The 20,813-nt window shown below is 48.9% G+C and carries 21 protein-coding genes; 4 read left to right on the forward strand and 17 right to left on the reverse strand.

Going from position 1 to position 20,813, the window contains the following annotated elements; translation table 11 throughout:
• Positions 1-385: 385 nt before the first annotated feature.
• The 3 genes from Pan241w_RS06170 to Pan241w_RS06180 form a co-directional block, all read right to left on the reverse strand.
• Entirely contained in the window at positions 386-2,209 is a 1,824-nt protein-coding gene (locus tag Pan241w_RS06170; RefSeq protein ID WP_145212499.1) for a DUF3352 domain-containing protein, read from the reverse strand.
• A 73-nt stretch (positions 2,210-2,282) separates the two neighbouring features.
• On the reverse strand, positions 2,283-2,993 hold the full coding sequence (locus Pan241w_RS06175) for a hypothetical protein (protein ID WP_145212502.1): 711 nt from the start codon (positions 2,991-2,993) through the stop codon (positions 2,283-2,285).
• Positions 2,980-3,537, reverse strand: coding sequence for an RNA polymerase sigma factor (locus tag Pan241w_RS06180; RefSeq protein WP_145212505.1), 558 nt, complete (start codon positions 3,535-3,537; stop codon positions 2,980-2,982). Before Pan241w_RS06180 ends, Pan241w_RS06175 begins: the two co-directional genes overlap by 14 nt.
• A 521-nt stretch (positions 3,538-4,058) precedes the next feature.
• On the opposite strand from Pan241w_RS06180, the gene Pan241w_RS06185 reads away from it, so the two are divergent.
• On the forward strand, positions 4,059-5,006 hold the full coding sequence (locus Pan241w_RS06185; protein WP_145212508.1) for a DUF1559 domain-containing protein: 948 nt from the start codon (positions 4,059-4,061) through the stop codon (positions 5,004-5,006).
• Positions 5,007-5,091: 85 nt separating this feature from the next.
• Complete coding sequence (locus Pan241w_RS06190; RefSeq protein WP_145212511.1) at positions 5,092-5,511, forward strand: hypothetical protein; 420 nt, start codon at positions 5,092-5,094, stop codon at positions 5,509-5,511.
• Between the two features lie 70 nt (positions 5,512-5,581).
• Here Pan241w_RS06190 and Pan241w_RS06195 read toward each other — a convergent pair whose 3' ends face one another.
• The 8 genes from Pan241w_RS06195 to Pan241w_RS06230 all read right to left on the reverse strand — a co-directional run bounded on the left by Pan241w_RS06195 (position 5,582) and on the right by Pan241w_RS06230 (position 13,847).
• Complete coding sequence (locus Pan241w_RS06195; protein WP_145212514.1) at positions 5,582-5,794, reverse strand: hypothetical protein; 213 nt, start codon at positions 5,792-5,794, stop codon at positions 5,582-5,584.
• Positions 5,795-6,111: 317 nt separating this feature from the next.
• Positions 6,112-6,951, reverse strand: a complete 840-nt coding sequence (locus Pan241w_RS06200) for an FHA domain-containing protein (RefSeq protein WP_145212517.1) — start codon at positions 6,949-6,951, stop codon at positions 6,112-6,114.
• A gap of 435 nt (positions 6,952-7,386) precedes the next feature.
• The gene (locus Pan241w_RS06205) at positions 7,387-8,163 is read right to left on the reverse strand and encodes a lipoate--protein ligase family protein (RefSeq protein WP_198000355.1); all 777 of its coding nucleotides are present in this window, start codon (positions 8,161-8,163) and stop codon (positions 7,387-7,389) included.
• A gap of 50 nt (positions 8,164-8,213) precedes the next feature.
• The gene (gene gcvPB, locus Pan241w_RS06210) at positions 8,214-9,686 is read right to left on the reverse strand and encodes an aminomethyl-transferring glycine dehydrogenase subunit GcvPB (RefSeq protein ID WP_145212523.1); all 1,473 of its coding nucleotides are present in this window, start codon (positions 9,684-9,686) and stop codon (positions 8,214-8,216) included.
• Between the two features lie 66 nt (positions 9,687-9,752).
• Entirely contained in the window at positions 9,753-11,108 is a 1,356-nt protein-coding gene (gene gcvPA / locus Pan241w_RS06215; RefSeq protein WP_145212526.1) for an aminomethyl-transferring glycine dehydrogenase subunit GcvPA, read from the reverse strand.
• 183 nt (positions 11,109-11,291) lie between these two features.
• Positions 11,292-11,678 carry a glycine cleavage system protein GcvH gene (gene gcvH, locus Pan241w_RS06220; protein WP_145212529.1) on the reverse strand — a complete coding sequence of 129 codons (387 nt, stop codon included), beginning with the start codon at positions 11,676-11,678 and terminating at the stop codon, positions 11,292-11,294.
• Positions 11,679-11,974: 296 nt separating this feature from the next.
• Positions 11,975-12,430: a ribose 5-phosphate isomerase B gene (gene rpiB, locus Pan241w_RS06225; RefSeq protein ID WP_145212532.1), complete on the reverse strand. Its 456-nt coding sequence runs from the start codon at positions 12,428-12,430 to the stop codon at positions 11,975-11,977.
• Between the two features lie 307 nt (positions 12,431-12,737).
• Positions 12,738-13,847, reverse strand: coding sequence for an arsenate reductase/protein-tyrosine-phosphatase family protein (locus Pan241w_RS06230; protein ID WP_145212535.1), 1,110 nt, complete (start codon positions 13,845-13,847; stop codon positions 12,738-12,740).
• Positions 13,848-14,230: 383 nt separating this feature from the next.
• Here Pan241w_RS06230 and Pan241w_RS06235 point away from each other — a divergent pair, with 383 nt between their 5' ends.
• Positions 14,231-14,989: a class I SAM-dependent methyltransferase gene (locus tag Pan241w_RS06235; protein ID WP_145212538.1), complete on the forward strand. Its 759-nt coding sequence runs from the start codon at positions 14,231-14,233 to the stop codon at positions 14,987-14,989.
• Here the strand turns inward: Pan241w_RS06235 and Pan241w_RS06240 are convergent.
• From Pan241w_RS06240 to Pan241w_RS06255, 4 genes are read right to left on the reverse strand one after another with little or no spacing between them, the layout of a single operon-like run.
• Positions 14,977-15,897 carry an inositol monophosphatase family protein gene (locus Pan241w_RS06240; protein ID WP_145212541.1) on the reverse strand — a complete coding sequence of 307 codons (921 nt, stop codon included), beginning with the start codon at positions 15,895-15,897 and terminating at the stop codon, positions 14,977-14,979. The two genes, Pan241w_RS06235 and Pan241w_RS06240, sit on opposite strands and share 13 nt — an antisense overlap.
• A 35-nt stretch (positions 15,898-15,932) precedes the next feature.
• Positions 15,933-16,850 carry an ATP-grasp domain-containing protein gene (locus Pan241w_RS06245; RefSeq protein ID WP_145212544.1) on the reverse strand — a complete coding sequence of 306 codons (918 nt, stop codon included), beginning with the start codon at positions 16,848-16,850 and terminating at the stop codon, positions 15,933-15,935.
• Between the two features lie 34 nt (positions 16,851-16,884).
• Positions 16,885-17,835, reverse strand: a complete 951-nt coding sequence (gene mch, locus Pan241w_RS06250) for a methenyltetrahydromethanopterin cyclohydrolase (RefSeq protein ID WP_145212547.1) — start codon at positions 17,833-17,835, stop codon at positions 16,885-16,887.
• A gap of 58 nt (positions 17,836-17,893) precedes the next feature.
• Positions 17,894-18,817, reverse strand: coding sequence for a dihydrodipicolinate synthase family protein (locus Pan241w_RS06255; RefSeq protein WP_145212550.1), 924 nt, complete (start codon positions 18,815-18,817; stop codon positions 17,894-17,896).
• A 368-nt stretch (positions 18,818-19,185) separates the two neighbouring features.
• Between Pan241w_RS06255 and Pan241w_RS06260 the strand changes: the two genes are divergently transcribed.
• Complete coding sequence (locus tag Pan241w_RS06260) at positions 19,186-19,443, forward strand: hypothetical protein (protein WP_145212553.1); 258 nt, start codon at positions 19,186-19,188, stop codon at positions 19,441-19,443.
• A 15-nt stretch (positions 19,444-19,458) separates the two neighbouring features.
• On the opposite strand, the gene Pan241w_RS06265 is transcribed toward Pan241w_RS06260, so the two are convergent.
• Positions 19,459-20,262, reverse strand: a complete 804-nt coding sequence (locus Pan241w_RS06265) for a putative hydro-lyase (RefSeq protein WP_145212556.1) — start codon at positions 20,260-20,262, stop codon at positions 19,459-19,461.
• Positions 20,263-20,267: 5 nt separating this feature from the next.
• The gene (locus Pan241w_RS06270; RefSeq protein WP_145212559.1) at positions 20,268-20,804 is read right to left on the reverse strand and encodes a peptidylprolyl isomerase; all 537 of its coding nucleotides are present in this window, start codon (positions 20,802-20,804) and stop codon (positions 20,268-20,270) included.
• Positions 20,805-20,813: the final 9 nt, after the last annotated feature.

Here is a 20,813-nt window from a genome sequence, read left to right on the forward strand (position 1 = left end):
GAACAGTGATAAAAACCAATGTGAAACTGAATACACAAAACATTGGTTTGCGATCTTTATCCCTGAGTCTTCAATTTTTGCTTCATAAGAACTTGGTGAAAAATTGATCCACAATGCCAAATATTTTCTGGCCAGGGAAAGAATGTGGAGCTAACCTTACTCTATTATTTCCACATAAAATCGGATTGGGTAGTTTGTTTAAAATAATTAACACTGATAAGTGTAAGAGACATTGCCGGTTGAGTAGTTATCCCGATTATTCCGATTTTAGGGCGGGGATTTCGAGGCGATGTTCAGAATTGTGTACAGAATCGTGATTAAAGAGAGCGCATGTAGTGAAATAATCACGATCGCGTTTGAGAAGGTGATTCCATCCAAGACTGCTTTAGTTGGTTGGATCGAGTGAGCCTAAGCCCATGATAATGCGGACCTGGGTTTTCTGAAGCCCCGCTGCCAGGAAGAGCCCGTCAAAAGACTGGAGCAGGCTTTTTAAGCCGGAGAGCTTTTTGCGGCCTTTGTCCAGATCGCCGCCTTGTCCTTTTGCCAGTTGCTTTGCCAGGAAGTCGGAATTCTGATCAATGAATGCTCTGATAGAGGAAATGTTCAGAAAGCAAAGTTGCTTTTCTTCCTGAAAAAATGTTTCTTTCCAGGTCTGGAACAAAGGGAGCGCTGCAAGGCTTTCTTCAGATTTCAAAGTGAAGAATTCTCTGATCAGTTCCGGTGAGCTGGCAAATACGATTTGTTGTTCATTGATACCATAAGCGGGTTGATAAGGTCCGAGGCTATCAATCCACCGCATTTGATACAGTTCGTGATCTTCCAGTTTGAGGACGGAGGGAGTCACTTCCTGTTTCAGGTTAGCATTGTGATGTGCAAGCATACTGTTCATCAAAAAGTTTGCGACATTTTCGAGGGCGGTCTGATATTGAGACTTCTCTGGACCGACTGCAGGCTGGCCAGGATTCGTGAGCTGCAATGCAACGAGTCCGTCAAATGAAATCGCATCAAAGGAAAGTTCTTTGCGTGGAACCGAATAGAACAGGACATTCGGGCCGAGAGCTTTTGAGAATTCCGTGACCGGGTCGAGACCTCCCAAGAGGCCGATACTGACAGCATGGAATTTCTGCCATTTTTCCGGATTTTTGTCCGCATAAAAGTCGACAACTTTTTGGGTGAGTAAATGAACGTTGAGTTGGCCACAGAGGACTGCCAATGCTTTTTTCGGAACCAGCGTATATTTCTCGGAAATCTCTGTCGGAATTCGTAAGACATCCAGTAACGGCAGATTGATCGCTTCAGAGTTGAACAGGATGACGGTTTCCAGTGCCACGGTGTTTTTGAGATGAAGACCGACAATCAGGCCTCCCGTTTTATGCCACCAGTTGACGACTCCTTTCTCGACTTCGTTTTTGGGCGGTTTGATATGTTCATCCCAGATGCGTGGGTTGAGAAACAGCGATCCGGTGACATTCGGAGATAATTTCGATTGAGCCCGCTGATAGATTTTCAGATTGAACAGACTGGCCTGAGTATCTCGCGGTTGTTTTTTAAGAGACTGTTTTACATATAAGTCGACGGTCGACTGCAGAACCTGTTTATTTTCAGTGACCACCAGCGTGCGTTCGAGAAAGGCATAATAAATTCGAGGCACTGTATCAGAAGAAGCCTCCCGTTGACTGGCGATAAAGCAGGGGACATCCTGATAGTTGATTGATGTAACTACGACCCCAGTTTTTTCGAACCAGCTTTCGAACAGATTTTGGGTGGCGTTTGCATCTTTCACTCTGGCTAACAGCAGAGGGGAAGGGGCTTGTTTCGGGCCGTTATTAAAAACTGCCACTCCCACCGATTCACCAAACAGATTGTTGAGCAGCGGTAGCAGGCGTTGTTCTGTGACCGATTCAATATCGCGCAAGCCCTGTTTAAGATTTTTCACATCTTGACTCTGAAGCCAGGACTGAAAGACTTGTGTCTGCTGGAAGCGGGTTACCACAGGAGAAACCAGAAATTGTTTCAGATGCCCATTGAGATCAGCGGCTTCGATATAGACCCCTGCCTTGTCATCAACCAGTTGGCTGAGAGGAGCCTCATTGACAGCAGCTGCACTGCCAATGGAAGTAAAGACCACTGATACCAAAACCATTGCGAGGACTGTTGATTTCTTAACAGTCCGGCAGAGTTTTGCTGGATATTGTTTCATAGGCTGCATACTTCGGTGCACTCCCGGTAAGTCTTAAACATTGGTATCAGGAAAACATATCTTATTCTGGAACTAAGTGCTTTTAAATTCTGGTTGATTCTTCGGGAACGGAATGAAGAATGAAATTCCAGGCATGGCTGATCTGGTCTTTCAGTGGTTGCATTTCATGATTGATATCATCGACCCAGTGTGATTCAGCAGGTACGACACCAGTTGTCTCAGGAGTCGGACGTGTCACTGGGACTAGACTCACAGCTTCGGTCATCGTGCCGGCAGTGCTTTGTGCCAGTCCCCAGGAAGCTGCGCCTGCATTACGCAATAACTGATTGAAACTTTGGTTCGGAGTTTTAGTTTTAATGGGTGGTATCTGAGGATCAGAGATAATATTTGTGTTCGTGGCAATGGTGTTGGGAGGTACCATTGCGGGTTGATCCCCTGAGAATTTCAGGGAGATGGCGATCAGCAACGCTGCAGCAGTCAGCAGGCTGCCATATAACCAGCGTGTTGAAGTGTGTGAGGTTCTGTCTGTTGTAAAAGGAACTTCACTGGGAATCGTTGATTCCAAGCTATGATTTGGGGGGCCAGCTAGTTGTGACATGACAGCTTCGACCAGATCGATTTCCGGCAGAGTCTGTTTCCAGGCAGGCAATGTATGTTCGATGATCAGGAAGTCTTCCCAGACTTTCTGGTGTTCTGGCGATAAGGTGGCCAGGTTTTCCAGTTTAGAACGTTGATCAAAATTTCGCGTTTCGATCATGTATTCCAGTTCTGATTGATATTTAACGAGATTCATGTCTGACCTCTGGTACAATTCCACGCTGTCTGAGTGTTGACGCCAGTTCCTGTCTGGAGCGGTGCAACCATGTTTTGATGGTCCCCTCCGGTCTCTCCAGAATGTCTCCGATTTCCTGACAGCTCATATTTTCCTGATGAAATAAAATAAAACACGTGCGATGATCTTCGCGTAACAGGTTGATGGCTTTTTGAAGTTCTTCACCAAGATCTTGTAGTTGTTCCGGTGATTGACTGACTGCCAGTTCGGAGGCAAACTCTGCGGGAACGGGTCGTTTGGACCGTTTACTCAGAAATGTTCTGCATCGATTGGCGGCGATTGTCAATAACCAGGGTTTCAATGTCCGGGTAGGATCCCATTGATGAAGACTCCGAAAGGCACGTACAAAAACTTCCTGCGCCACATCCTCGGCGTCTTGTCGATGTCCGAGCATACGATAACAGAGTCCAAAAATCGGACTTTGGAATCGTGCTACAAATGCGCGCATCTCCTCTGTATTACCTTCCAGGCAACTTCGGACTTGCGCCGCATCTTCTTCATTCACGGAGAAATCCCGTTTTTGTCATTCGTTGCAGCTGCCGATTGCAGGAACTCCTTTACTGACTGCAATCGAAACGGTTCTGCGTACTACTGAAATTTGAATCAAAACCTCAAGCCATTCAATTAAATATACCAATTTATTCGAGCAGAGGTTTCAGGGGGATGAAGAAAATTCAGAATGGATAAGCAAGGTGGTTTAATGTTTAGTGTTCTTTTCCAATAAAGACAGGAGATGAGACTCAGATTTCCTCAAAAAGCCAGCATCTTTTGGGCAAAGTCCAGTCAATGTTCTCTGGTAAAATAGAAAAGAAGGAGGTAAATACCATATATTTATAATATTAAGTAAATAAATGTATATAGTGGTTTTAGTATTCACTAAGTTGTTGATTAAATTACACTTAAGTGTTTAGATTGACATCCCATAAGAAGAGAAACATACTTAGGTTAATTCCCTAAATAATGATCTATATTATTAATGCATGTGGAATTGTTACTTTTTATGATTTCTTTTTAAGGATGTTCAAGATGAGGCACTTGAGAACTTCTGTTAAGCCAAGAGGGTTTACCCTCATTGAGTTGTTGGTAGTGATCGCCATTATCGCAATTCTGATCGCATTGTTATTACCCGCCGTACAGCAGGCACGTGAAGCCGCTCGGCGAAGTACTTGTAAAAACAATCTGAAGCAAATTGGTCTGGCGATGCACAATTACCATGATACGCATCAACTTTTTCCGTATGCCCATATGGCGATTGGTTCGGGATACCCAAATTACTGCCATAACCGGGATACCTGGTTCCATCGCATTCTGCCCTATATCGACCAGGCACCGATGTATAATGCCTATGAGGGGGATTGTTCAAATGTGTCATCAAGCACGAGCAATCATGTGCATAATATTTCGAGCAGCCAGACTTTTGTGAAGACAGCTCTGCCGGTTTTCATGTGTCCCTCTGATATTGGACCTGCATTTGCTGAAAATGGTGGTGTTCGTTGGGGAGGTAATTATATTGGTTGTATCGGTTGGGCGAATAACCGTTCGACTGGTACCGACAATGGTATTTTTGGGCAGAATACCAGAACCAAGTTTCGGGATGTGAAAGACGGAACTTCGAATACATTACTGATGAGTGAGGCAGTTCAACGCGTTGAAGTACCAACTGGTTTCTCCTGGGGATGCCCGGGGTGTTACTGGATTGGTGGTGCTCATGGTGAAGTGACCTTTACCGCCTATGAGACCCCGAATACATCAGCAGCAGACCAGAACTACCTCTGCAAAAGCACAACGGATGTGAACGCTCCCTGCGTTACAAATCAATCGTCGCGCTGGAATTATGCCCGTAGTCAGCATGTGGGCGGAGTGCATGTAGGGATGGCCGATGGTGGTGTGCGGTTTATTTCAGAAAACATCGACCGCGGCACATACCGGGCTTTATCAACTCGTTCCGGTGGTGAAGTTGTCGGGGAATTTTAATTCCTCACAAAATTATAGATTTATCGATCTCCCATTGCCCCCGGTAGGTTCGCCGGGGGTAATTTGATCCCATAGGAAAGATTCAATGAAAACACTTTCGTTCTGTTTGATTTTAATGTGTACTGCAGGAATATTTGTTGGTTGTGGCGGTGCCAGTGATGCACCGGTGACATATCCTGTTTCAGGCAAAGTGACACTCGATGGTGAGCCTCTGGCGGAGGGAAATATCATTTTTCGAGATGCCGCTGAAAAAGCAGCCAGCGCTGCTGGAAAGATCGAGAATGGGGAATTCTCATTTGAGGCTGTTGCAGGTAAAAAAGCAGTTGTAATTACCGCAACACGTGAAGTACCAGGGAAAACTGTTGTGGGAGGCGCTCCTGATGAGCCGCCGGTTCCTGCAATTGAGCAGTATATTCCAGCGACTTACAATGAAAAGACAACACTCGAAGCAGAAGTCAGTGACTCGGGAGCAAATGAATTTACATTTGAACTCAAAAGTAAATAGAATTCTTGAGAGACAGTACGAGCCGGGTTCTGATGAATCCGGCTCATTGTTTTTCTGTCGTGACGTGATTTTATTGTTTTTGAATACACTCTCGAGCCAGGATGCGTGCCTGCTTGAATGCATGCTTGACGGTAAAGGCTCGGGCTTCCACTTGTTCTTCGGTGTAGTATTTGCCATGGTCGCTTTCGGGGAGCCCTGCCAGCGACAAAGTAAGAGGCAGAAGGTCGAGAAACTCACGGTAGCGGCGCTGAATATCACTGCTGGCGTTGGCTGAATCATTCACTGAAAGCGTCTCCCTCTTTTTCTAGCATCATGGTTCTCAAAATCAAACTGAAACTCGAAGGTGGACTAGAATTCGTGTCGCCGGTCATCCATCACTGAACTCAGGCTACAGACTTCATAGATTAAACCTTCTGCCTTGATTCTCGCAAAGGCAATTCAGAAAAGCAATGGGAACTCTGGAGAATGCTGTGAGCTATCTCAGGATTCGGCGTTGCATCAGACAGACCAATCACACACTCCATATGGCACCAGGTCGATGCAGCCAGGCTCATGCAACACCATTAAGGAAAAGTTCGCAACTTGACGAAGCGAGCGGGCTCACTCTTTGTTTTTGAGGCCGGTTTCTTCAGGTGGCGGCAGTGTTACCGGCGGTAATTCAGGGGCTGCAGACTCACCTTGTTCTGGTGGTGGCTGCGGGGGTTGTTGAGGGTAACCCTGAGGCGGCATCTGGTACTGTTGTGGATATGCAGGCATCGGTTGCTGCGGATATCCCTGTTGCGGATAGTATTGTGGCGGCATTGGGTAGGGGTATTGCTGTCCCGGTGGCATCTGTTGTGGCGGATATCCATACTGCTGAGGAGGATAGCCTGCCTGCTGTGCTGCCTGTTCGTAAGCCTGCTGCGCTGCTTGCTGTTGTTCGGCAGACAGGATTTGGGTGTCACCTTCATAGACTTCCGGGCTGACAGGTTCATTGGGAGCGGGGGTTGCTTCAGGCGCGGGAGTCGATTCGGTTGCTGCAGTGGCTGTCTCGGAACCCTCAGGAGTATGAACGGGGATATCAAAAACAGTATCTGATCCGGTAAGAATTTCACCACTGGGAGCTGCATCCGGCGCGGTTGGCGCCCCTTCAGCGTTGGCACTATGTGAAATCACAATTTCAAAATCGAGTTTTCCTACCTGGATTTTATCTCCGTGCGAGAGCTGCACCTCACCTTTAATGCGTTTGTCATTGACGAGGGTACCATTGGTACTGCCAAAATCGCGTAAACGCACACTGTACTCATCAACGGTGAAGACACAATGATGCCGGCTGACCATGTCGCTATTCGGGCGCAGGTGACAATCTTCTTCCCGGCCGATTAAAAACTTTTTGCCTTTGATGGGGATTTGTTTTCCATCATGACGACCACCAATTACCTTCAACGAAAGCTGCAACATAAATCGTTCACTCCATAGGTTTCATACAGAACACGCTAAAAGCTCTGGGACATAATATGGCTGAATATATATTCGCCATTCTGCCTCCGGTGACTTGTTTTCTCTTAGTCAGTAGATTGGAAGATAAGAAGCGTAAAATGAACAAGCAACAGAAATGAGTGAAATAACTTCTCGTCATAGAAATGGAGCAAATGACAATGCTCAATGGCCCGCATTGTGTGGTTTGACTCACTTCATCGTAAGTAAAAATCCACTACTATTTTCCGTAACACTTAAAATAATATAAGATAAAACACGTATTACATACTTAACGCTATCAGGCAGATAGCACGATGTCAATAAAGATAAAAGGTACATCTGTTATGTGAACCATTTATTAATCAACTGGTAATATTTCCTTGATATTGATAACTCCAACACCACTAACCAATAAGCTTATGTTTTGCGAGACGTCCAGGACTCACGGGAGTATTTTTCTTTTTCCAGTTGACGGGCCTGTTCAAATTCTTCGTCAGTCAGTTTTTGAGACTCAAGAGGCAGCTGAATGGCCTGGGCAATGGCCTGCGAGAATTCCTCTGCCAATCGGGACAAAAATTGTGACTGGTACAGGCTGATTTGCTCGTATTGATTCAATAGACCTGGAAAATGAGGCGCATATTCAGAGGTGAGCAGTAATAGACTGCCATGCTGAACGATTGCACCACGTCTTCTTCGTTGCGCGCTCCCTAGAATTTTGTTCCCCTGGTATACGAGATCCCGTTCATCACCCCGCCCGAAGCAGAGGAAGGGTTCCGACTCTGCTTTGAACGAAACCCCTCGAAATGCAACCTGCAGGTCATGAGTGGCCAGGATGTCGATTACAGGTTGATGAATCGTCAGGTAAAGATCGGGGGGGAATTGGGACAGAGGGTGGCTTGCCGGAATTGCGAAGGAATAGGTTAATTCATGGTGATGTAGAATGGCGCCTCCACCTGAGAGACGGCGTACCCGGGGTAGGCCTTTCCAGGTTTGATTTTGCTCTTCGGTTTCATTCTTCTGAAAATAGCCGAGGGAGATCGTAGGCTGGTCCCAGCGATACCAGCGCAATGAACAGAGTTCGTTTTCTGCTGCTGATTCGAGTAGCGCTTCGTCAACAGCCATATTCCAGCTGCCTGCTAACGGAGCTGGCTCGATGATCAGACGACAGTGATCTGGGATTGAAGAATGAGTCATACCAGGAACCAGACTGTAGAGTGATATAACTTGAGGTACATACCTGTCGCCTATTGGGGCTCGCAGCATTGCAGAATCGGGTGACGTGCCGCCACAACTTCATCGGGCCTGCTGATCTCGGTGCTGTGAGGCGCCAGATGCAGAAATTCAGGATCTTCCTGAAGGATCGTTCGGATCGACTTTGCAAAGGCGTCCAGCGTTTCTTTGGATTCTGTTTCCGTCGGTTCGACCATAATGGCTTCAGGCACCACTAGTGGGAAATAAACGGTGGGGGCATGGAAACCAAAGTCGAGCAGACGCTTGGCGATGTCCATCGCTGTGATTCCGTTTTCGGATTTGATTTTTGAAGCTGAGGCCACAAACTCGTGCATGCACAGGTCGCCGTTAGGAACAGGCAGCACATCTTTCAAGATTGCTTTGAGGTAGTTCGCATTCAGAACGGCATTTTCTGAGACGGCTTTCAGGCCTTTGGCTCCCAGCGTTCTCAGGTAGCAGTAGCCTCGTACTACGATTCCGATGTTGCCATAAAAGGTGCGGACGCGTCCGATTGATTTGGGCGGGTTTTCCAGAGTGTATTGGTCTTCGTTTTCACCCGCATTGTCATTGCGTTTGATTACAGGGCCAGGCAGAAAATCAGCCAGAAAATCACGTACAGCGATGGGCCCTGATCCGGGGCCGCCGGCACCATGCGGGCCGGTGAAGGTTTTGTGGACATTGTAATGCATCATATCGCCGCCAAAATCACCGGGGCGAGTAAAGCCCAGAATAGCGTTCATGTTGGCACCGTCGATGTAGACCAGCCCGCCGACTTCGTGAACCATGTTTGCGATTTGCTTGATGTCTTTTTCGAATAGTCCCAGGGTATTTGGATTGGTGACCATGAAGACGGCAGTCTGGTCATCCAGATTTGCTTTGAGGTCTTCCAGGTCGACGAGACCGCCTTTGCTGCTGGCCAGCTGAACGCAGTCGAATCCGGCAATTGCAGCACTGGCAGGGTTCGTTCCATGTGCGCTGTTGGGAAATAAAACTTTTGTCCGTTTTTCGCCGCGATCTTCAAAGTAGGCTTTGGCCGTCAAGAGTGCCGTAAATTCGCCTTGGGCACCGGCAGCAGGTTGCAGGGATACCGCAGGCAGACCTGAAATTTCCGCCAGCATTTCCTGTGTCTCATAAAGCAAGGCCAGCATGCCTTGCAGGTCAGATGGATTTTGATAGGGGTGCAGGTCGACAATTCCCGGCAGGCTCGCCAGCCGCTCATGCCGTTTGGGATTGTACTTCATCGTACAGCTTCCCAGCGGGTAGAAGTGGGTATCGACGCACATGTTTAAGGTCGATAAATTCACGAAATGTCGGATGATATCGGGCTCGGTGACTTCAGGGAGTCCCGTAGGCTCTGTAGCCAGTGCTGCCGCAGGGAGCAGTTCATTCAGCGGTTTGACAGGGACGTCCGCTTCAGGAAGCTCGGCACCGCGCCGGCCAGGTTGAGAGAGAGCAAACAATGATTCGGTGGCCAATTGATTTCGCATGGTATTGGTTGTTGCTTCAAAATATCAGGACTGAGTGAAACGCATTAAGGTATCAATAAAGCGAAGCTACGCTTTGAGGGCCGTCACCAGACGGTCGATTTCTTCCCGTGTTCTTTGTTCTGTGATCGCGACAAGGACACCGGTCTGATCTGCGCTGGAGCCATCTGTCCCTTCAAAGCGAGAGAGTTCCGGGCCTAAGTCAAAGCCAGCCTGACGTGCTTTGCGGAGCAGGAAGTCGGCTCCCTCTGAACAACTTAAGACAAATTCTTTAAAGAAGGCACGTTCTGGGAACAGAAGTTCGATGCCTTCAATTTGAGAAAGTTGTTCGGCTGCATAATGTGCTTTCTGGCAGCAGAGTTCTGCGACTTCACGAATGCCCTGTTTCCCGAGCAATGCAAGATAAACGGCGGCACGAATCGCGATTAATCCCTGGTTACTACAGATATTACTGGTCGCTTTGTCACGTCGAATGTGCTGTTCGCGTGCCTGTAGATTTAGTACATAACAGCGTTTGCCATTGCGGTCGACTGTTTGACCGATCAGACGTCCGGGCATCCTGCGGACAAACTTTTCACTGCAGGAGAACAGTCCGAGATAAGGGCCGCCAAATTGCAGCGGAGTTCCCAGAGATTGCCCTTCGGCGATGGCGATGTCAGCACCGTAATCACCGGGACGTTTCAAAATCCCAAGGCTGATCGGATCGTAGGAAACAACAGACAGGGCGCCATATTTATGAGCGATTTCTGTCAGTTGTTCTGCTTCTTCGAGTGTACCGAAGAAGTTGGGATGCTGGATGACGAGACAGGCGGTCTGATCGTCCATTGCCGCATCGACGTCGGCCGGATCGACTGAGCCATCAACACAGGGAACCACGACGACTTCGCAGTTTAAGTGTTTCAAATAGGTTTCCACGACCTGTCTGTATTCCGGATGCAGCGAGCCGAGCAAGACGACTCGATCGTGGCGATTGGTGACCCGCATCGCCATGAAGGCGGCTTCACTGACACAGGTACCTCCTTCGTACAGGCTGGCATTCGAAACATCCATGCCGGTTAACTGGCAGATCAGCGATTGGAATTCGAAGAAAGTCTGCAGACTGCCTTGGCTGGCTTCGGCCTGATATGGTGTGTACGCGGTATAAAATTCGCCTCTACGGGCAATTTCATCGACGGCGGCAGGAATAAAGTGATCATAAGCCCCGCCCCCCAGCATACAAACGCGTGAACCCGGGCCGACATTTTCTGCTGCCAGCTTTGAGACGTGTGCCTGCAGTTCCATTTCGGTTAAGGCAGGGGGGATATTCAGGGGGCGATCCAGACGCAGCTCTTGTGGTATTGTGGAAAACAAAGCTTCCAGAGAGTCAACGCCGATGGCTTGCAGCATTTCCTGCTGTTGTTCTGGTGTGTTAAAGAGGTAAGGCACGGTTCACTCGCTAATAAGCGTGATGTTGAGGACGTTGGTGATTCAACTGTTTTGATTATAGTCACGGGAGAGACGTTGGAACTCTCTTTTTACCGTTATTACGAACGCGGCAAGAATTTCTCGGATGCAGCCATCGAAAGCCCGAAAAGTTTGGACCAGGGACAACTGTTGTAGAGGCTTCTTTTAATGTGCTTCTGACTCACAGAATTTCTGGTAATCGTCGGCAGTCATGAATTGGTCCAGCTCTGATGGATTTGACATTTTGACCTTGGTTATCCAGCCAGCACCGAATGGATCGTCAGAAAGTGGTGCCTGATCATCCACAAGTGATGCATTGACCTCAGCAATTTCACCACTCACCGGAGAATATAAATCGCTAACGGCTTTCACACTTTCTACTTCCCCAAACACTTTGCCAGCCTCACAGGTTGAGCCGATTTCTGGAAGCTCAATGTAAACCAGATCGGTCAATTGGTTGACGGCAAAATCGGTGATGCCCACAGTTGCCATCTCGCCGTCTACACTGACCCATTCATGAGTTTTGGTGAATTTTAAGTTGCCCTGATCCATGATTGCAAAACCCTCTATTCTATTTCTTTGCTCAAAGGTCGTGAACAGCTTCCACCTTGAGAAAAGAAGTCAAAAATTCCCTGATTCCTCTTTGTTGACGATACAGAGATTTAAGCGGTTTGAAAAGGAATCGGTGAGGGAAATTCCACGACTACCGCGGTATATCTTGCGGAGTCCCATTCGGGACTCCGAGTCAGATGAATGCAGAATCGTGGCGACAGAACAGGAAACATCTGTCCGTTTGCGGCTGGCAGAGAGAGGGGAATATCTGTTTAGACTCACGAAAGGCAAAAGACCTAGTGAGGCGGCATGTTTTCTTCTTCGACTTTGTTCAATTTTTCGAGTCGTCGTGCGTGTCGACCACCTTCAAACTCTTCTTTCAGCCAGATTTCGATCATCCGGTTCACAAGTCGATCTCCGAGCAGGTCTGCAGACAGACAGAGCACGTTCGAATCGTTATGCAGACGGCTCATTTGAGCGGTGATGTCGTCGTGGCAGGGAGTTGCCCGCACTCCGGGGAATTTGTTGGCGACAATACACATTCCCATTCCGGTCCCGCAGATCAGAATGCCGCGGTCGATTGTTTTATCTGCGATCGCTTTGGCTACTTTGATCGCATAGTCTGGGTAATCGACACTTTCACCGTCTTCAGGACCATAATCGAACGCTTCATGTCCTAATTGGTTTAAAAGTGTGAGGATTTTGACCTTGGTAGCAAACCCTCGGTGATCACTGGCAACTGCAATTTTCATCGAAACTCTTTTGTATAGATAATTAGATCGAAACTGGAATCTGAATGTCGATTGAGCCCTGCTCTCAATTGATCGTTGTTAAGTCTGATCCCGCAGGATGGCGATTTCTGACTGCGATGTAGTAGAGCAGGTGAGGGTTCTACTACACTTAATGTTCCTGCCTGGTGAGAGAGGACTTAACAGCTTCTTCATATTCGTAAAGGGTAATGGTTTAGAGACTATTATAGCAAGAGTGCTCTTGCAGCGGATCTCGAATTTTTTGTTTGAAAAAACAATCTGTTCAGTCAGGTTCTGCTGAAGCAGGCTATTATTCCACGGATTTGTTGATCTGGGCAATGATTGACTTCAGGTATTGTTCAATTTCTTTTTTGCACTCGACGTAGCATTGAAAACCTCCCCCGATCGGATCGGAAACATCTTTTCCCTCCGGTGAGAGTAGTCTGACTGACTTTTCCAGGTCGGGACGCTCCGCCAGAATTGCCGCACGGTGGCCTTGTGTCATTGTGTAAAGATAGTCTGCCTGTTCGAGTAAGCGTTCTGTCAGGGGCTGGCTTTCATGGGCCTGAATATCAATACCCTGTTCAGCAAGGATTGTCACTCCTTCTGGACTGGGGGGAGCCCCCATAGCGGCGGCTAGTCCCGCAGAGCCGACAATAAAGCCGTGATCTGATAATTCATCTTCCTGACAGCCCAGCTTATCAGCAAGCATTTTTCGAAATAATCCTTCGGCCATCGGGCTACGACAGGTGTTGCCTGTGCAGACAAACATATAAATTTCGCTGGATAGTCTTTTCAAGGTGGTTTCCTTAACGACGCCTGGTTGCAGAATGCTCCATTGATTATCGGTAATAGAGACGATGGTAGATTGATCACCAAATCGGGAAGGACCATCGTCAATAATCAGCGCGACCTGGTCCTCAAAATCTTCCATCAGCGAGTCTGCGGTCTGATATTTTGGTTGTTCATTCAACAGGACCAGCGGTGAAGGGGAGAGTCGCATCGTTTGGTAAATGATTTCATGTGCTGGCGAACGCAGTCTGATGCGGCTTCCGGGGCAAATTTGAGATTGCACTTCTGAGGGTAACTGAGAGAACAGGCTATCCGGCCCGGGGCGATCCATTTCCAGTACGACGGGCCCAGGCCAACAGCGTTTTGCCAGTTTTTGACCAATGGGGGGCATTTCTGGCTGGAAATCAAGTGCTTCGTCAAAGCCTTTGACACAGAGGACCAACGGTTCATCAGACTGGGAATAAGCACGCAGTTTGGACATCGCTGAGGCGTTTAGAGACTGACCTGCAACCACATACGCTGTCGCGGTTGGAAATGCGACTAATCCGCCTTTTGCCAGATATTGAACTGCCAGATGAATGACATCGCGGATATCGTCAGTCTGTTTTAGATTGATTCGTTCGGTCATGAACAATTTGAGCCTTAAATTTCTCGCAGAAATTGTTTTTCTGGCGCAATTCAACGGTCAAAAAAGATAAGATTTTCAGGCCCGCCACGAATCACGATTAAAGTGTAACTGCATTGTAAATCTTGATTTGAATGTGTCTCAATATGAGTGATCATAACCGGCGAAATTGCATTGTTCAAGCTGCTGGAATAATACCCCCTCTTAAGTTATTATGATTGGAGCATTTATGATGCTTATGAAGAATGTGTTCTTTAGCGATTTTTAAGAATTCGGGAAATCATCACGATTTTTGGTAACCCGTTGGTTAAGATGATCTCGATTTGATTTCGAAAATCATTTTTTTCGACTAAATTTTTCTCCAGGTTTCACAAGTATCACGAACTATGGCTCCATTAAGTTCTCCCGAAAAACCCAATCCCAAACGGTTACGTTTGAAAAAATCTTTGCGCTCTCTGATTGAATTTGGTGGTGGAGATCAGATTGATCAAAACCAGTTTCAATCGACGACACGTAAACTTTATGATGGTCCCGCGGGAGCTGTGTTGTATCTGGCGAGTAAATTATCGCTGCACGATCCGCTGGTTGGCCGCATTATCAAAACCCGTCGATTTGATGTTACGGAATTTCGCAGCATCTTGGATATTGGATCAGGTGCAGGCCAGATTCTCGGGCATTTATTGCGAGAAACACATCCCGAGGCACGTCTGGTTGCCTGCGATTTATCGCATCAGATGCTGAAACGCGCCAGAAACCGCATGGATAGTGCGCGGCCGAATTACCTTTCAGCCGATCTGACCATGCTGCCGTTCCGTGATGAATCGTTTGATTGTGTAACGTGTGGTTGGGTGTTGGAGTATGTCGCCGATCCCCGGGATGGTCTCACAGAGATCTATCGTGTGCTGCAGCCGGGGGGTAGTCTGTTCCTGCTGGCGACAGAAGACAAATTTTCTGGGATGTTAAACAGCCGCACCTGGAAGTGTCGAACCTACAATCGAGTGGAATTGAAGCAGGCATTCGAAGAATCAGGCCTGCCTTGGAAAGAGCAGCACTGGTTCACGCCGATCCATCAGTTTCTAAAGCTGGGCGGCATCATTGTGGAAGCCACGAAGCCTCTGGATGAGGATTCCCCTCAATCTTTATAACGAATTGGACTCCAGTCTTTCGCTAAGTCACACAGAATTTTGAGTGTGTTTGGGTTCGCACTACAGGCGGTGATCCCCGGCAGCCGTAACATGTCGGCCCGCTCATCCAGCCAGTGTTCGTGGAAATTTACTGGTTCCCCATTATGTACCCAGACGGCGTCGCCTCCCAGAATACGGGCGATGTGCAACGAAACGGGGAAATCGTAAACGTTGGGAGTATGAATCAAAGAGCCGCCAAATGCGCCGGTTGCCAGGTGATCGTAAATGCTCCCCGGCATTTCTTCCGGGGGAACCCCTTTCAGACCGGCTTCTGTCACAAGCTGCGCGTTGGACGTATCTTCGTCTTGAAATCCGATGAGATAGATCTGCGAAGAATCGGGGCGTGTTTCGGGATCGATGGCAGGCATTGCGTCCAGCACTTCACGGGCAGGGCGGCTGAAATCATCCGGTCCACAGACCACGCGTTGATGGACGGCTTCAACCCAGGTTCCCTGTTCGCCGGTCTCCGGAATATAAACGAGTGAATAATGCACGGTTTCGCTATCGCGCAGATGAATCATCACACAATAGCCGTCGGCTGTTTTATCGCGGTATTGTTTTGTCCCGTCAATCGGATCAATCGAGAGGACATACGGAGCGTCTTCTGAAAAACGATCAAGATCGCCCGTTTTTTCCTCTGCTTCGATACGGCATTGTAGAAAGATCGGATCACGGTCACGGAGTGCAGCCACGATTAATTCCTGCAGCGTCAGATCGGCCAGAGTGAGTGCATCGGTCAAAGCACTCCCCGATGTTTTGTTTTCGACGGCGATATTGAAGTGCCTCAAACGTTTGGCGATGGCACCGGACCAGCGAAGGATCTCGGGCAGATGTGTTTGCAGGGCGGTTAATAGTGCGTTTAATTCCATGTCGTTGATCTTTTCAGAATGCGCAAAATTGATGGTTATACAGAAGGCCTATTGTTTCGTTTCTGCTCCAGATATTCAATCACCAGCGCTGCGACATCGATATTTGTGGCAGATTGAAAGCCGCGCCAGCCCGGGACTGCATTGACTTCCAGCAGAGACAGATTTTCAGGGGCATCCGTTGGACAAAGCAGGTCGACGCCGGCAAATGTCGCCTGAGTCAACTCCGCAGCGCGGACGGCCAGTTCCACTTCCTGTTCGGAAGGTTGATGAGGTTCTGCCTGTCCCTGACGCGAAATGTTGGTACGAAAATCATTCATGCCGTGCCGTCGAATGGCGCCGATTACGTTGCCGTTCAGAATCAAAATTCGCAGATCGTAGCCAGGATGCGGGATATACTTTTGGAGATAAATGACGGCTTGCGTGCGTTCGAGGGTTCGGAAAGAACGATAGGCCAGATCGGGATCACTGATGCGAAAGATGCCTCGTCCTTCCGAGCCGAACAGTGGTTTGACGACGACGTCGCTTCCCAAAATCTCGAAGTGCTGCATCGCGGCTTCAGATGATTCACAAACGGCGGTCGCTGGCACAGGTAAGCCGGCAGCAGCCAGACGGGATGTGGTCAGATACTTGTCAACCGCGCATTCGATGGCGCGGGGCGAATTGAAAATGGTGACGCCCGCCTGTTCCATGCGGCCCAGCATATCCATACGGAAGATAACCTGTTCTAAAGAGCCAGGGGGCATCGTACGGATAATCAGGCAGTCAAACCGATTCAATTCGATCTGGTTTTGCTCAGCATCATAACTGAAGCACTGTTCCTGAGAAGTTCCCGAGATCAAAGAGGCCAGGTCACGGAATTCAATTTTGCATGCGTCATGTCCACGAGACTGAGCTGCTTGATGCAGTTGCTCGCAGTACCAGCTTCCCTGATTTCCCAGAATGGCAATCCGCACGAAACTGTTCCGTCAAAAAGAGGTCTGCAGAAACTTAGAAACCGAAACTGTGTCGTAAGAGTTCGGTATTCATCTGCCCGAACTGAAACACATTACCCGTATCGAGATTCTGAAAATTCACGACTGCCGGGCTGAAGAAACTGGGGTCGATTTCATAGAAATCGTGATTGGCTTCTTCGAAAACCTCCAGAAACGGCTTGCCGAAACAGGCAGCCGAATTGGAAGGAATTGTAGGGCCGATTTCCTGCAGTGATGCATCATCGCCGGTGACCCAGAGTGTGACCGCGCTTCCATAAAGAATGGAATCGTTAGTGCGTCCGATACCAGTCAGATGATCTTTCGCGACTGGTGCCAGTGGTGCCGATCCAAACCCGGCCTGCACGCGGTGTACATCAAACTTGCATTCGAACAGTTTATGCATGGCGGTTTCTACCGAACGCGAGATGACCTGGATATTGCCAGCAATACTCGAGGTGGGGGCTACAAGCAGAACGATATTTTGAGGGTCGATACCTGTTGCTTTCGAGATTTTTTCGACTACTGCCACGCCGGGAAGTGTATTCGCTTCGAGCACGCCGACCGTTTTTTCGGGTGACTCACCGAAGGCGAGGATGCGATACAGGTCTTCCACTTCCGCGGCTGCCCGCATCGGCCCGGATCCCATGGCGAAAAATTTCTCGACATCAATTTTCCAACCGGCATACTGGCTCAGCAGGCAGGCTTCGACTGCATGGTCTGTCTGGACTTGTAGATAAGGCAGCGGTTGTCCTTCCAGTGTTCCCGGAACGAGTTGAATCTGACCGAGGTCGGCCATACAGATTCGGGACAGCATTAAACCAGCCTGAATTCCAGCGGGAGTTTCAATTCCACAATCGACCACGATTGCGCCATTCTCCAACGCATGTGGAATGACTTTCAGTTCCCCCGCTTTCGCCAGCAGGCGTTCTGTCAGTTGGCACGCTCGTTCGTTTAAAACTCCGCTCATGATTCTTAATTCAATTCAACAGTTCAGAGAGTGAAATAGAGAGATGTACAATTGCGATCTATTGCAGACAGCCGACTTCTTCCATAATTCGTTGGGTGCGTGCGATCAGCTCGGGTGTGCAGGCCGGGAACGGATGAAACAGCGTGTCGTGCTCGATCACGCCGCGCAGTCGCAGGGCGGTTTTCATCGCTCCAATAATATAACCCACATTCATTGTGCCGTCAGGACAGACAAAGACTTCAAACAGGCGAACGATGGCTTCCTGCTGTCGCACTGCTTCTGCGTGATTGTTCACAGCCGCCGCTTCATACAGTTTGACAAACAGCTCGGGACCGACATTGGCCAGACCAGGAACAGTTCCGTCGGCGCCAGCGAGTACGACCGCATGCACCAGCATTTCGGCTCCGGTAAACAGTTTCATTCCCGGTGGCTTGCTGGCGACCAGTCGATGAAAACTGACGGCGTCGCCGCTGGAGTCTTTGACACCGATGATCGTGCCTTCTTTTCCCAGGGTCATTAACGTATCCATTTCGATTTTGACTTTCGTCATCACGGGAATGTCATACGCAAAAATCGGGATATCTACGGTCTCGCGAATGGTGCGGTAATGGACGAGCATGTCTTTCTGGCTTGCCGGGTAATAGAAGGGGGGGCAGACAACGATGGCGTCGGCACCCTGGTCTTTGGCGACTTTGGCCTGTTCAATAATCTGTTCTGTTCCCGGGGCGATCACTCCCACCAGGAGTGGGACGGAGCCATTGACAACCTTGACGGCGATGCCTGTTGCCTGTTGCCGATCGTCATTTCGTAGCAGAGGACCTTCCCCGGATGTTCCGAATAGAAAGATCCCATGTGCGCCCTGTTTCAGCATGAAGCGATAGACCGATTCCGCCGAGTCAGGATCGAGTCTGCGTTCCGGCGTCAGCGGAGTGATAACGGGAGGGAGAACACCCTTTAATTGTTCGGAGAGGTTGACTGCCATGAATCGTGTACCAGAGTCTGTATTTCAAAAAGTAAGGAATGGGTGATTCTTCAAACAAGTGAGCAACTTGATGTCAGACCATATTTTATACCAAACTGGTTTCCAGGATGCGATGATTCAAGGGGCTGGACTACAGGAATCGGGCAGTGTTGCCCATCAGTCAGGAGGGAATCATGACATTTAAACCGGTTTTACGGGCTGTAGTGAATGATCGGGTTTCGAAGCTTACGGAAAATCCTGAAAAAGGTGGGGCTGTTGCTCGGTTTCCGTAAATTCCAGAGGGGGAAACGAAAAATAAACTGGAGGGGAGTCTCCTCCACCGGATATAATTGTCATGTATGAGCAACGAACCTATGAAGACAATTTGTATGGAGCACCAATGTGCAGAAGATCAAGCCACTCCCTATGGGATGGTTTGTCCGCAGTGTAAACGTCGCCTCTATACAAAACCGCCACAGGGAAACCTGATGAGCTTCTGGGAAAGTCAGCCTGTTGCCTTCACTCTCGAGCGTGAGCCCTGTTTCGCTTATTCCCTGATGTGGGAAGACTATCGCGTCCGTTCGATCCATTTGCCTGATCAGGAAGCGACTGCGAGAGAATCATCCGAAATCGAATCACATTCGTGAATGAATTCTTCTGATCTATAATCTGGCGATCGCCAACTCTTCGTCTTTGAGATCGGAGACGAACATGCAACCGGGGCTATGAGTAATTGCGAATTCCGGTTTGGCTTGCATCAGCACCGCTTGCGGAGTCACGCCACACGCCCAGAAGACGGGCAGTTCTTCCGGTTCAACAGGAACCGCGTCGCCAAAATCTGGTTGGGCGAGGTCGGTAATTCCCAGTTGTTCGGGGAATCCCAGATGGACGGGAGCGCCATGTACGGCAGGGAAACGGCCAGTGATTTGCACGGCTCGAATCGCATCGGCTGGCTTAAAGGGACGCATGGAAACAACCAGTGGTCCAGAAAACATGCCCGCCGATTCACAATCGATGGTCGTGCGATACATGGGCACATTGACGCCGAGGTCAACGTGTTTGACAGATAGTCCCGCTTCGATCAACGCGGATTCAAACGTGAACGAACAACCGATCAGAAAGGAAACCAGATCGTCTCGCCAGAGATGGTTGATGTCGGTTGGCTCTTCTACGAGTTCTCCCTGCTTCCAGACTCGATAGCGGGGCAGATCGGTGCGTAGATCAGAACTTTCCCCCAGCTTGTGAGGGCAGGGATCACCGACTTCCGTGACTTCCAGCAGTGGGCAGGGCTTGGGGTTCTTCTGACAGAACTCGAGAAATTGAGAGGCATCCTGTTCACGAAGGATCACGAGATTCGCCTGAGCAAAGCCGGGGGCGAGCCCCGACGTTTGCCCGGTGATGGTTCCTTCACGACATGCCCGTCGCACAAGTGCGCCTGTTTGAAGAGAAGAACGAATGTCATTCATCGTGTTTACTTTTCAGTCGCGATGACCTCAGATGAGATGATTTTCACATCTTCCAGCGGGCGATCACTGTGATTGGTTTCGACGTTTCCAATTTCCAGGACGACGGCTTCACTATCCGCATCGCTCGTTTTTCCAAAGACCGTGTAGGAGTTATCCAGATGAGGCACGCGGCCCAGGCAGATGAAGAACTGCGAGCCAGCCGAATTCGGATCATTCGTACGGGCCATCGACAACACGCCGGTTTCGTGGGGAATGTTGTTGAACTCGGCATCAATCGTATAACCCGGTCCGCCAGTTCCGGTTCCCTGAGGGCAACCGACCTGAACGACAAAATCGGGAATCACGCGATGGAAGATAATTCCATCGTAAAAGCCGATCTTGGTCAGGCCGATAATATTGCGGCAGTGTCCCGGTGCGACATCGGGATACAAGTCCATCTTGATTGTTCCTTTTGAGGTTTCGAAGACGACCTGATAATTGAATTTGTCGAAATCAACATCGGCCAACGCGGCATCGACTTCTGCGCGACGGTTTTCAGACACGTTACTGTT

Source organism: Gimesia alba, from assembly GCF_007744675.1.
GTDB lineage: Bacteria > Planctomycetota > Planctomycetia > Planctomycetales > Planctomycetaceae > Gimesia > Gimesia alba.

Coding starts and splice junctions, on each gene's coding strand:
- Pan241w_RS06170 (WP_145212499.1), bottom strand. CDS start 2,209: ATGCAGCCTATGAAACAATATCCAGCAAAACTCTGCCGGACTGTTAAG.
- Pan241w_RS06175 (WP_145212502.1), bottom strand. CDS start 2,993: ATGAATCTCGTTAAATATCAATCAGAACTGGAATACATGATCGAAACG.
- Pan241w_RS06185 (WP_145212508.1), top strand. CDS start 4,059: ATGAGGCACTTGAGAACTTCTGTTAAGCCAAGAGGGTTTACCCTCATT.
- Pan241w_RS06190 (WP_145212511.1), top strand. CDS start 5,092: ATGAAAACACTTTCGTTCTGTTTGATTTTAATGTGTACTGCAGGAATA.
- Pan241w_RS06200 (WP_145212517.1), bottom strand. CDS start 6,951: ATGTTGCAGCTTTCGTTGAAGGTAATTGGTGGTCGTCATGATGGAAAA.
- Pan241w_RS06205 (WP_198000355.1), bottom strand. CDS start 8,163: ATGACTCATTCTTCAATCCCAGATCACTGTCGTCTGATCATCGAGCCA.
- gcvPB (WP_145212523.1), bottom strand. CDS start 9,686: ATGCGAAATCAATTGGCCACCGAATCATTGTTTGCTCTCTCTCAACCT.
- gcvH (WP_145212529.1), bottom strand. CDS start 11,678: ATGGATCAGGGCAACTTAAAATTCACCAAAACTCATGAATGGGTCAGT.
- rpiB (WP_145212532.1), bottom strand. CDS start 12,430: ATGAAAATTGCAGTTGCCAGTGATCACCGAGGGTTTGCTACCAAGGTC.
- Pan241w_RS06230 (WP_145212535.1), bottom strand. CDS start 13,847: ATGACCGAACGAATCAATCTAAAACAGACTGACGATATCCGCGATGTC.
- Pan241w_RS06235 (WP_145212538.1), top strand. CDS start 14,231: ATGGCTCCATTAAGTTCTCCCGAAAAACCCAATCCCAAACGGTTACGT.
- Pan241w_RS06240 (WP_145212541.1), bottom strand. CDS start 15,897: ATGGAATTAAACGCACTATTAACCGCCCTGCAAACACATCTGCCCGAG.
- mch (WP_145212547.1), bottom strand. CDS start 17,835: ATGAGCGGAGTTTTAAACGAACGAGCGTGCCAACTGACAGAACGCCTG.
- Pan241w_RS06255 (WP_145212550.1), bottom strand. CDS start 18,817: ATGGCAGTCAACCTCTCCGAACAATTAAAGGGTGTTCTCCCTCCCGTT.
- Pan241w_RS06260 (WP_145212553.1), top strand. CDS start 19,186: ATGGAGCACCAATGTGCAGAAGATCAAGCCACTCCCTATGGGATGGTT.
- Pan241w_RS06265 (WP_145212556.1), bottom strand. CDS start 20,262: ATGAATGACATTCGTTCTTCTCTTCAAACAGGCGCACTTGTGCGACGG.